Here is an 11,365-nt window from a genome sequence, read left to right as displayed (position 1 = left end):
AAGGATATCGGGCTTCACCTGCGACGAAGCCGCACTATTCGGCGGCGTGCCGGCCGCGACGCCCGCCGTCGAAGTCGCGGGGCAGCAGATCGGGCCTCACGCGGCGCGTGCGCTCGACGCGCTGCTCGTGGCGCCAGGCCTCGATCGCGGCATGATTGCCGCTGAGCAGCACCGGAGGCACCTCGCGCCCCCGCCACTCGGCGGGCTTCGTATAGCTCGGGTACTCGAGCAGGCCGTCGGCCTCGTGCGACTCCTCGACGAGGCTCTCGGGGTTGCCCACGACTCCCGGAATCAGCCGGCCGATCGCCTCGACCATCGCGATCGTCGCGACCTCGCCGCCGTTGAGCACGTAGTCGCCGATGCTCACGAGGCGCACGCGCCCGCGCTCGGCGTACTCGTCGAACACGCGCTGATCGATGCCCTCGTATCGGCCGCAGCCGAACACGAGGTGCGACTCCCCCGCGAGTTCGCGCGCCATCTTCTGCGTGAACACATCGCCTGCCGGCGACGGGAAGACGATGAGCGAGTCGGCGTCGGCGGAGCCCAGGATGCCGTCGAGGGCCTCGCCCCACGGTTCGGGCTTCATGACCATTCCGGCGCCGCCGCCGGTCGGGGTGTCGTCGACCGTGCGGTGCCTGTCGTGCGCGGAGTCGCGCAGGTCGTGCACGCGCAGGTCGATCAGCCCCTGCCGCTTGGCCTTGCCGAGCAGCGAGATCTCGAGCGCGTCGAAGTATCCCGGGAAGATCGAGACGACATCGATCCTCATGCAGTCGGCTCGCCGTCGGTCGCAGCCTCCGGGCCGGCTTCGGCCCGGACCGACTCGTCGACGTCTCCCTCTGTCTCGGGTATCGCATCGAAGAGCCCTGCCGGCGGCGTGACCCGCACGACTCCGGCTTCGATATCGACGCTCGGCACGATGGCCTCGACGAACGGCACGAGCACGGTGCCCGATGCGGTAGTCACGGCGAGCAGATCCTGCGCCGGGAAGTGCTGCACCTCGGCGATGACCCCGAGCTTCTCGGGCGCGCCGCTCTCGGATTGGCGTACGACGTCGAGCCCGACGAGCTCGTGGTTGTACCAGGCGTTCGCCTCTGCGCTGCTGGCGACGGTCTCCGCATCGATCCAGAGGATCGCGCGCACGATGCTCTCGGCGGAGGTGCGATCGGGCACCTGCTCGAAGAAGCCGACGGGGGCATTGTTGAACCAGCGCAGTTCGCGCATCGTGATCGTGCGGCCGAACCACGGCGATGCCTCGGGCACCTGCAGGTGGAACTCGGCGCCCGGCACGAATCGCGCTTCGGGGTTGTCGGTGAAGAGTTCGAGCTTGAGCCCGCCCTTCAGGCCGTGCGGCTTGGTGAGCCTGCCGACGCGCAAACTCCCCGTCCCGCTAGCGGGACGGGGAGCGCGCTGACGCTCGGAAGCATCTGCCATCAGGCCGAGACCTCCGAGTCCAGGCTCGTCTCGGCACCGGCCGCGTCGTGCTCGTCGACGCCATCGGCGTCCGTATCGACGACATCGACGCGAACGCGCTCGCCCTGGGACAGCGAACCGACCACCGTGCGCAGCGACTGCGCGGTGCGCCCGCCGCGACCGATCACGCGACCGAGGTCGCTCGGATGCACGCGCACCTCGAGCACATCGCCGCGCGAGGCCTCGCGCAATTCGACGCGCACGCGGTCGGGGTGGTCCACGATGCCCCGCACCAGATGGTCGAGGGCCTGGGCCAGTGCCTGGTCAGCCAAAGGAGTCAGCCTTCGGTGGTCTCGGCCTCTGCGGCCTCTTCAGCGGGAGCCTCTGCGGCCTCTTCGGCTGCCGGAGCGGGCTTCTCGGCCTTGGGGCGCAGCACGGTCTTCTTCGAAGCATCGGCCTCGAACGCGGCCTTGGCCTCGGGTGCGAGCACCTTCGACTCGGTGTCGCCCTCGCCCGTGAACTTGCCCCAGTCGCCGGTGAGCTTCAGGAGCGCCGCGACCTGCTCGGTGGGCTGAGCGCCGACCGACAGCCAGTACTGCGCGCGGTCCGAGGTGATCTCGATGAACGAGGGGTGCTGGGTGGGGTCGTACTTGCCGATCTCCTCGATGACGCGGCCATCGCGCTTGGTGCGCGAGTCGGCGACGACGACTCGGTAGTAGGGCGAACGGATCTTGCCGAAGCGCTTCAGACGAATCTTGACAGCCATGACTGACTCCTTCAGAACAGTGGAAATGATGTGCCGCACCGAAAGCCAGTGCGGAAGCCTGGGCGCGCGGAGCCGCGCGAACTCAACAATTCTGCCACAGAATGGCGCGGAAACGCAATTTATGTTGCGATCGGGGGTTTTAGAGCCTCGACGTCGCCCGCTGCCCGAGCTCGCGGACTACCGGAGGCCCTTGCCGAGCATCTGCTGCAGCTTCGCCATGTCCTCCTCGGTGGGCGCGGCGGCACCGCCCGCACCGAGCCCGAAGCCGGAACCCGCGGCCGCGGGGCTGGTCTGCGCCGCGGTGCCCGCGGCCTGCTGCGCGCGCTTCGCCGGGTTGCCCGACTGCTTCTTGCCCTTGCCCTTGGTCTGCGGCTTCTTCTTACCGCCGTGGCCCATTCCGGGCATCGGTCCCATGCCCGGAATCTGCGGAACACCGCCTTTGGCGACGGTCTTCATCATCTTGGCGGCCTGCTCGAAGCGCTGCACGAGCGAGTTCACCTCGGTCACGGTCACGCCCGAGCCCTTGGCGATGCGCAGGCGGCGCGAACCGTTCAGCAGCTTCGGGTTGTCGCGCTCGGCCTTCGTCATCGACTGGATGATCGCCTCGGTGCGCACGATCTCGCGCTCGTCGAAATTGTCGAGCTGCTCCTTCATCTTGCCCATGCCGGGCAGCATGCCCATCATCTTCTTGATGGAGCCGGCCTTGCGCAGCTGCTGCATCTGACCGAGGAAGTCGTCGAGCGTGAACGCGTCCTTCGCGATCTTCTCCGCGACCTTGCGCGCCTCGTCCTCGTCGAAGGCCTGCTGGGCCTGCTCGATGAGGGTGAGGATGTCGCCGAGGTCGAGGATGCGGCTCGCCATGCGGTCGGGATGGAAGGGCTCGAAGTCGCCGAGCCCCTCACCGGTCGATGCGAAGAGGATCGGCCTGCCGGTCGTGCCGCGGATCGACAGCGCCGCACCGCCGCGCTGGTCGCCGTCGAGCTTGGTGAGCACGACGCCGGTGAAATCGACGCCCTCCTGGAAGGCGCGCGCCGTCGCCACCGCGTCCTGTCCGATCATGGCGTCGATGACGAAGAGCACCTCGTCCGGGTTCGTGGCCCGGCGGATATCGGAAGCCTGCTGCATCAGTTCGGCATCGACGCCGAGGCGGCCGGCAGTATCGATGATGACGAAGTCGTACTGCTTGCTCTTCGCCTCGGCGACGCCGTTCTTCGCGACCTGCACCGGGTCGCCGACGCCGTTGCCCGGCTCGGGCGCGTAGATCGCGACGCCCGCCTGCTCGGCGACGACGCCGAGCTGCGTGACCGCGTTCGGGCGCTGCAGGTCGCAGGCGACGAGCAGCGGCGTGTGCCCCTGGCCCTTCAGCCACTTCGCGAGCTTGCCCGCGAGCGTCGTCTTGCCGGCGCCCTGCAGGCCGGCGAGCATGATGACGGTCGGCGGGTTCTTCGCGAACTCGAGCCGGCGCTGCTCGCCGCCGAGAATCGCCACGAGCTCCTCGTTGACGATCTGCACGACCTGCTGCGCCGGGTTCAGCGCCTGGTTGACCTCGTCACCGAGGGCGCGCTCGCGCACCTTGCCGGTGAAGTCCTTGACCACGTCGAGCGCGACGTCGGCCTCGAGCAGCGCACGACGGATCTCGCGAACCGTGCTGTCGACGTCCGAGGCCGACAGCTTGCCCTTCGCGCGCAGATTCTTGAAGGTGTCGGTGAGTCGCGAGGACAGGTTTCCGAAAGTAGCCATAGTGGCTCATATTCTATCCCGTGCACGCGGGCGCCGCCGCAGGTCGCGCCGAGCGCGCAATACTGGACCCATGGCCGGCATCAGCATCGCGCGTGGGGACATCACCGAGCAGCGCGTCGACGTCATCGTCAACGCCGCGAACCGCGCGATGCGCGGAGGCGGGGGCGTCGACGGCGCGATCCACCGGGCCGCCGGGCCCGCCCTCCTGCGCGAGTGCGTCGAGCGCTTCCCGAACGGCCTGGAGACGGGCGACGCAGGCTGGACCCCGGGCGGAGACCTGCACGCCCGCTGGGTGGTGCACACGGTCGGCCCGGACTTCCATGCCGGTGAACGCGACGCGGCCCTGCTGGCCTCCTGCTACCGGCGCTCGCTCGAGGTCGCAGCATCGCTCGGGGCACGCAGCATCGCATTCCCGATCATCTCGTCGGGCATCTACGGCTGGCCCCTCGGCGAAGCCGTCGGTACCGCTATCCACGCGGTGATCGATGCCGATGCCTCGGGCATCACGACGGCCGACGAGATCGTTTTCGTCGCGCACGAGCGCTCGATGGAGGCGCGGCTGCAGGCGATGCTGTGGTCGCGTCGGCCGCCGGCGACCGCGGAGGGATCGATCGGTGCCCTCTTCGACCGCGTCCCGGCGATGACCGATCCACCGCACTCCGACCTCGGCCCGCTTCGGGGCGACACGTACCTCGAGGCCCTGCTGCGCGGCAGGCTGGCGCAGACCCCGCAACCGGCGGACCCGGCGGAGACGTCTGCGCTTCTGGCGCGTGTGATCACCGAGATCACCGGCATCCCGCTCGATTCGGTCGAAGGCGACGGTCTCGCTCAGGTTCCCGAGCTGAATCCCGGTCACGGCATGTCGGCGGGCGTCGTCGCGATGCGGTGGTGGCGCGAGGTGCGCATTCCGATGCTGCTCGGCGGGTGAGGGGCACCTCTACCCGGGCGCGCATCGGGCGCCTAGGTAGGGACCATGAGGATCGCGATCGCAGGAGGAACGGGGCAGGCGGGAGCGCAGGCGGCGCGCATCGCGCGGGAGCGGGGTCACGAGGTCGTCGTGCTGGCGCGTTCGGCGGGCGTGGATCTCGTCGGCGGAACGGGCGCGGCGGCGGCGCTGGAGGGAGCGGACGCCGTCATCGACGCGTCGGGAGTGCGGCCCGGCGACGACCCGGCGGCATTCCACGAAGCCGTCATCGGTACCGTCGCGGGCGCGCGGCCGCCCCATCTCGTCGTGCTGTCGATCGTGGGCTGCGATCGCGCCGCGGAGTATCCGCTGTACGGCGGCAAATTCGCGCAGGAGCGCGCCGCCGAGACGAGCGGCGTGCCGTTCACGATCGCCCGCACCACGCAGTTCCACGAGTTCGCAGCGCAAGTGCTGCGCATGGGGGCTCGCGGCCCGTTCAGGTTCAGTCCGCGCATGCGCACGAACCCGGTCGCCGTGCGGGAGGTCGGGGCGCGTCTCGTCGATCTCGCCGAAGCGGCGCCCGCCGGCCGCGCCCCGGATCTTGGAGGCCCGCAAGAGGAGTCGCTGGTGCGGATGGTGCGGGCGTACGCCCGGGCGAGCGGTGCCGGTCGCCCGGTGATCCCGATCAATCTCGGCGGCGCGTTCGGCCGTGCTCAGCGCGACGGATCCCTGCTGCCCGGGCCCGAGGCGCTGAAGGGCGTCGAGACCTTCGACGAATGGCTGACGCGCGGCTGCTGAGATCGTGAGCGGCGTCAGCCGACCAGCTGCCCGGCGAAGACGTGCGGGGTGAAACCGGTGAGGTCTGAGATGCCTTCGCCCTGGCCCACGAGCTTGATCGCGAGGCCGGTCTTCTGCTGCACCGAGAGCACGAAGCCGCCCTTCGCCGATCCGTCGAGCTTCGTGAGCACGAGCCCCGTGACGCCGGCGTGCTCGATGAAGGCTTCGGCCTGCGAGAGCCCGTTCTGGCCGGTCGTCGCGTCGAGCACGAGCAGCACCTCCGACACCGGGGCGAGCTTCTCGATGACGCGCCGCACCTTGCCGAGCTCGTCCATGAGGCCACCCTTGGTCTGCAGCCGGCCGGCAGTGTCGATGATGGCGATGTCGTAGCTCTCGTCGATCGCCTTCTGCACGGTCTGGAAGGCGACGGAGGCCGGATCCTGCCCCTGCTGCTGCGGCCTCACGATGTCGACGCCCGCACGCTCGGCCCAGGTCGCGAGCTGCTCGACGGCCGCGGCACGGAAGGTGTCCGCCGCCCCGACGATGATCTTCTTGTCGAACGCGGTCAGATACTTCGCGAACTTGCCGATGGTGGTGGTCTTGCCGACTCCGTTGACGCCGACGACGAGGATCACGGCGGGCCGCTCCGACAGCTTCAGCGTCGGGTCGTATGCGGCGAGCCGCTCCTCGATCGCGTCGCGCAGCATGCGCCGCATCTCCTTGACCTCGGTGACGCGATGGCGCTCGGTGTCGGCGCGCAGCTGGTCGAGGATCGACTCGGTGATGTCGGGCCCGAAGTCGGCGGTGATCAGGGCGGCCTCGAGATCGTCCCAGGTCTCGTCGGTGATCAGTTCGGGACCGGTGAAGAGATTGCGGAACGCCTTACCGAATGACCATTTGCCCTCTGCTGCCATGCTCACGAGTCTAGCTGGCGAACGGGCGCCGCTCGCCGAACTCAACGCGGAGTGCAGACCGTCGCTCCCGTCGCGGTCGACGTGAGCGTCCACCACGTGCCGAGACCGGCCGACGAGGAGCATCCGGGGCCGCCGTCGCCGCTGCCCTCCTGCCGCTCCACGAGGGTCCAGAACGCGGGTGAGCGCAGCTGTTCCGCGACCCGCTCCTCGCTCTCCTCGGAGACGACGAGTGCGATGCTCGCGCGCTCCGTCGGCGCGAAGGAGCCGTCCGTGGGGCCGAGCTGCACGGTCTCTCCGGCCAGGAGCGTCGCCCGGCCGCCCCCGAACTGCCCGTTCTCGCGGGGTTCGCGATCCAGGACCGCGAGCTCGGTGACTCCCACGCGGCAGTACCCGTTGACCTCGTAGTCGGTCTCGAGGAGCAGCTGCTCGTGCGCCTGCGCGCACACATCGGAGCCCGGTGCCCAGACCGGCATGAGTCCGAGCGCCGAGTACGGGGTGTCGCGCCCCTCCGTGGTGTTCTCGACCGTCGCCGTGATGGGGTACGAGGCGGTGAGTTCCACTTCCCCAGGCTTCTGGCTCGCGACATCGCGACTCACCTCGATCCCGTCGGGCACCGCGACATCGATCGTGTAGGTGTAGCCGTCGGCGTTCTCGAACGCGTAGACCAGGCGCTCGCGGTTCGCCTCGACGTACGCGGTCCAGGTGCTCATCAGGCTGTCGCTGCTCGTCGCGCACCAGTCGTCGATGAAGGTCTGCGTATCGCTGTCATCGGAGAAGCCGTGCGCACCGATGAGCAGCCCCTCGACCTTCTCGAGCCGTTCGTCCTCGGGAACGTCGAGGATCTCGGAACAGGTCGAGGTCGCGCCGAAGGGCATGGCCGCGGGTGCCGGCTCCTCGGTCCGCTTCTCGGAGGACTCGTCCGGCCCGGGATCGGGGTCAGACGAGCACGCGGCGAGCACGGCGAGGGAGAACAGAACCGCTGCCGCGGCGACGAATCGACGATTTCTCAAGATGAACTCCCTGCAGACCCGGAAGCGGTGCCGCGACGGTCGAGGCACCCCGCTTCCAGAGTCGCAGCGGTGGGTTCCCTTCGAGGAGCGGTTCGAGCCGCATCCGGAAAATCCGAAAATCTCGTACGCGGGCCCGACTCCGGCGTCGGAAGACGGGGGCCTATTGCTCGTGGCCGACGCGCTGCCCGACGACGGCCGAGATGCCGTCCTGGCGCATGGAAACGCCGTAGAGGGCGTCCGCGATCTCCATCGTGCGCTTCTGGTGCGTGATCACGATGAGCTGGGAGCTCTCGCGCAACCGTTCGAATACCTGCAGCAGCCGCCCGAGATTCGCGTCGTCGAGCGCCGCTTCGACTTCGTCCATGATGTAGAACGGGCTCGGGCGCGCCTGGAAGATCGCGATGAGCCAGGCGACCGCGGCCAGGGATCGCTCGCCGCCCGACAGCAGCGACAGTCGCTCGACCTTCTTGCCGGCCGGCCGCACCGCCATCTCGATGCCGGTGTTCAGCAGATCGTCGGGGTCGGTCAGCGCGACCTCTCCCGAGCCTCCCGGGAAGAGGATCGGGAAGACTTCGGAGAACGCCGCCTTCGTGTCGGCGAATGCGGCTGCGAAGATGCCCTGCATCTGCTCGTCGAGCCCCTCGATGATCGAGAGCAGGTCGGTGCGGGTCTTCGCGAGATCCTGCAACTGCTCCGAGAGGAAGCTGTGGCGCTGCTCGAGCGCCGCGAACTCCTCGAGCGCGAGCGGGTTGATGCGGCCGAGCTGGGCGAGGCGCTTCTCGGCCCGTGCAAGGCGCTGCTCCTGCTCCGCCCGCACGTACGGCGTGCCCTCCTCTGCGAGAGCGGGGTCGCCCGCGCCCGGCGTGCTGTCGTCGCCCGAGGAGTCCGCGGTTGCGGCGTCGCGCAGCCCGAGCTCTGCCTCCAGCTGCTCCTCGAGGGTGAGCTCCGCACCGGGATCCCGATCGGGTCCCGTGTCGGGGTCGGGTGCCGCGGGGCGTGCCGCAGCGACAGGGATCAACTGGTCCGGGCCGTACTCCGCGAGCAGCACGTCTTCGACGAGGCCGAGCTCGCTGCCCGAGCGTTCGAGCAGCCCCGAGAGCTGCAGCTTGCGCTCGTAGCTCTTGAGCTCCGAGCCGTGCACGCGCTCCGTGAGCGACTGCAGTTGATGACGCAGCTCCGAATCCTCGGAGCGCAGCAGCGTCAGTTCCTGGCTGTGCCGGGCGCGCTCCTGCTCGGCGGCCTGCTGCACCGTGCGCGCCTCGAGCAACGAGCGGTCGCAGGCGTCGAGGATCGCGGGCAGCATCTGGGCCACGCGTTCGGCCCGCGCCATCTGGCGCGCACGCAGCACCGATCGGCGTGCGGCCTCCTCGGCAGCGCGTTCCTCGGAAGCGAACTGCTCGCTGAGCGTGACGTGGTGCGCAGCCCCCGCGCGGGCGCGTTCGCGCGCGGTTTCGAGCGCGAGTCGGGCCTCCACTTCGGCGGTGCGGGCCGCGTCGACCTCCTGCTGCAGCGTGTCTCGCTGGCCGACATCGAGGATCGGGCGCGGCGCGGCCTCCGCCTCGGCGAACGCCTGCGCGGCGCGCGCTTCGTCCTTCTCCGCGTCCTCGACCGACGCAGCGACCGACGCACGCGCCTGCCGGGCTCGCTCGGCCTCCGCCTGGGCCGCTTCGGCACGGGCGAGCAGCCGATTGCGGTGCTTCGCCGCCTCGGCGAGCCGGGCGTCGGCGGCGCGCAGTTCGGCGAACGCCTGCTGGGCATCGACCTTGGCGCGGGCCGCGGCCGTGCGCAGATCGGCGAGCTCGATCTCGAGGTCGCCGATGCGCGCGATGACCTGTTCGCGTTCGGTCTCGGCCTGCTCGAGCTCGGCCGTGAGCTCGATGCGCGACGGAGCGCCGCCGGAGCCGCCCGACAGGGTATGGCGGGTGACGATATGCCCTTCACCCGATACGACTGTGAAGCTCTCATTCGGCCAGCGCTCGCGCAGCGCCGCGGCACCCGCCACCGCCTGGTCGATGGTGTCGGCGAGGTAGCTGCGGCCGAGGAGGCCGATCACGCCCTGCGGCGCTTCGGTGATGACGTCGGTCGCGCGGGTGAGCCCGTCGATGCGCGGTGCTTCGTCGAACGCCGCGGCGCCCGCGATCACGGCGCGCAGCCGACCGAGATCCCGCTCCGTCGCGGCCGCCACGGCGGCGGCGGCATCGTCCTGCTGCTCGACGAGCAGCGCATCGGCGAACACGCCGAGGGCAGCCCCGATCGCGGCCTCGTGCCCGGGCTCGACGCGCACATGGTCGGCGACGCGTCCGGTCACGCCGCGGGGGGCATCCTCGATGATCTGCCCCGAGGCGTCGCGCTGGTCGAGCGACCGGGTGAGCGCGCCCACTCGGGCCTCGAGCCCGGCGCGCTCCTGCTCGAGCGCGTGCAGTCGCTCCCGGGCGGCGTCGCGCGCCTGCTCCGCCGCGGCCTGGCGTTCGTCGGCCTCGCGGTGCGCGGTCTCGCGGCCGGTCGCGGGCCGGTCGCCATCGCCTCCGCCATCGTTGCCCTCCTGGGCCTCGAACTCGGCGAGTTCGCCCTGCGCTTCCGCTGCGCGCGCCTCCGCCTGCTCGACGGCCTGCGCGCGACGCGACGCATCCTGCGCGACCGCGGCGCGCTTCGCCGCAGCCGTTTCGGCGCGCCCGCGCAGCTGCGAGAGCTGCAGGTCGTGCTTCGATACGAGCGCGCTCTGCGCGGCGATGTGCTCGTCGATCGCGTCGAGGGAGCGCTGCGCCTCGCGCGTCGCGGCGGCGCGCTGCTCCCAGGCGCCTTCCGCCTCCGGGATGAGCTCTTCGAGCCTGGCCGCTTCGGCGGCCGCCTCGTCGACCGCGGCTCGGCCGAGGCGTGCCGTCTGCGCGGCGCCCTCGCCCTGCGTCGCGAGGAAGGTCAGGCGCTGCTGCGCCTGCGACAGCAGACCGCGGAGCTTCGACTGGGCGGCTTCGAGCCCGATCGTGACGCGCCGCGCCGCGTCGAGCTCGTCGCCCTGCTGCTCCTGCTCGAGCCTCGCAATGCGCAGCTGCTTCTGCTCCAGCTGCTCCTGCATGACGATGCGCTCGGAGTGCCGTTCGGACTCGTCGCGCGAGAGCTCCTCGAGCTCTCGTCGCAGCCTGAACACGTCGTCGGCGAGGAGGCGGGCCTTCGCGTCGCGCACATCGGCGGCGATCTCCTGCGCCTGCCGCGCGACTTCGGCCTGGCGTCCGAGCGGCTTCAGCTGCCGCCTGATCTCGCCCGCGAGATCGTTCAGACGGGTGAGGTTCGTCTCCATCGCATCGAGCTTGCGCAGCGTGCGCTCCTTGCGGCGGCGATGCTTCAGAATGCCTGCGGCTTCTTCGATGAAGCCGCGCCGGTCTTCCGGGGTCGCCCGCAGCACCGCATCGAGCTGGCCCTGGCCGACGATGACGTGCATCTCGCGGCCGAGACCCGAGTCGCTCAAGAGCTCCTGCACGTCGAGCAGACGGCAGCTGTCGCCGTTGATCGCGTATTCGCTCGAGCCGTTGCGGAAGAGCGTGCGGCTGATCGTCACCTCGGAGTACTCGATCGGGAGCGCGCCGTCGGAGTTGTCGATCGTGAGCTTGACCTCTGCGCGTCCGAGCGGGCCGCGCGTGGAGGTGCCCGCGAAGATGACGTCCTCCATCTTGCCGCCGCGCAGCGTCTTCGCCCCCTGCTCCCCCATCACCCATGCGAGCGCGTCGACGACGTTCGACTTGCCCGAGCCGTTCGGGCCGACGATGGCGGTCACTCCCGGTTCGAACTGGAAGACCGTCGGCTGCGCGAAGGATTTGAAGCCCTTCAGGGTGAGACTCTTGAGATGCAT

Annotated in this window: 10 protein-coding genes; 2 read left to right on the top strand and 8 right to left on the bottom strand. The window is 70.1% G+C overall.

Annotated elements, in window-relative coordinates; genetic code table 11:
- Window positions 1–34: 34 nt before the first annotated feature.
- The 5 genes from trmD to ffh form a co-directional block, all read right to left on the bottom strand.
- Window positions 35–766 (bottom strand): tRNA (guanosine(37)-N1)-methyltransferase TrmD, encoded by a 732-nt coding sequence (gene trmD / locus NHL51_RS11125; RefSeq protein WP_434143789.1) that lies wholly within the window; start codon window positions 764–766, stop codon window positions 35–37.
- The gene (rimM, locus tag NHL51_RS11120) at window positions 763–1,431 is read right to left on the bottom strand and encodes a ribosome maturation factor RimM (protein ID WP_434143788.1); all 669 of its coding nucleotides are present in this window, start codon (window positions 1,429–1,431) and stop codon (window positions 763–765) included. Before rimM ends, trmD begins: the two co-directional genes overlap by 4 nt.
- Window positions 1,431–1,742, bottom strand: coding sequence for an RNA-binding protein (locus tag NHL51_RS11115; protein ID WP_434143786.1), 312 nt, complete (start codon window positions 1,740–1,742; stop codon window positions 1,431–1,433). The genes rimM and NHL51_RS11115 overlap by 1 nt, the downstream gene beginning before the upstream one ends.
- 5 nt (window positions 1,743–1,747) lie before the next feature.
- Window positions 1,748–2,176, bottom strand: coding sequence for a 30S ribosomal protein S16 (rpsP, locus tag NHL51_RS11110; RefSeq protein WP_434143785.1), 429 nt, complete (start codon window positions 2,174–2,176; stop codon window positions 1,748–1,750).
- Window positions 2,177–2,353: 177 nt separating this feature from the next.
- On the bottom strand, window positions 2,354–3,916 hold the full coding sequence (ffh, locus tag NHL51_RS11105; protein ID WP_434143783.1) for a signal recognition particle protein: 1,563 nt from the start codon (window positions 3,914–3,916) through the stop codon (window positions 2,354–2,356).
- A gap of 70 nt (window positions 3,917–3,986) precedes the next feature.
- Here ffh and NHL51_RS11100 point away from each other — a divergent pair, with 70 nt between their 5' ends.
- Both NHL51_RS11100 and NHL51_RS11095 read left to right on the top strand, forming a co-directional pair.
- Window positions 3,987–4,844, top strand: a complete 858-nt coding sequence (locus NHL51_RS11100; protein WP_434143782.1) for an O-acetyl-ADP-ribose deacetylase — start codon at window positions 3,987–3,989, stop codon at window positions 4,842–4,844.
- A gap of 45 nt (window positions 4,845–4,889) precedes the next feature.
- Window positions 4,890–5,618, top strand: a complete 729-nt coding sequence (locus tag NHL51_RS11095) for an SDR family oxidoreductase (protein WP_434143780.1) — start codon at window positions 4,890–4,892, stop codon at window positions 5,616–5,618.
- 14 nt (window positions 5,619–5,632) lie between these two features.
- Here the strand turns inward: NHL51_RS11095 and ftsY are convergent, their stop codons facing one another.
- The 3 genes from ftsY to NHL51_RS11080 form a co-directional block, all read right to left on the bottom strand.
- Window positions 5,633–6,511, bottom strand: a complete 879-nt coding sequence (gene ftsY, locus NHL51_RS11090) for a signal recognition particle-docking protein FtsY (RefSeq protein ID WP_434143778.1) — start codon at window positions 6,509–6,511, stop codon at window positions 5,633–5,635.
- A gap of 41 nt (window positions 6,512–6,552) precedes the next feature.
- Complete coding sequence (locus NHL51_RS11085; protein WP_434143776.1) at window positions 6,553–7,521, bottom strand: hypothetical protein; 969 nt, start codon at window positions 7,519–7,521, stop codon at window positions 6,553–6,555.
- Between the two features lie 160 nt (window positions 7,522–7,681).
- Window positions 7,682–11,365 carry a chromosome segregation SMC family protein gene (locus NHL51_RS11080; protein ID WP_434143774.1) on the bottom strand — a complete coding sequence of 1,228 codons (3,684 nt, stop codon included), beginning with the start codon at window positions 11,363–11,365 and terminating at the stop codon, window positions 7,682–7,684.

This window comes from Leucobacter sp. gxy201 (assembly GCF_051043335.1).
Taxonomy (GTDB): Bacteria; Actinomycetota; Actinomycetes; order Actinomycetales; family Microbacteriaceae; genus Leucobacter.
Note: the sequence above shows the minus strand (reverse complement) of the source record. Positions and strands in the feature narration are given on the sequence as shown.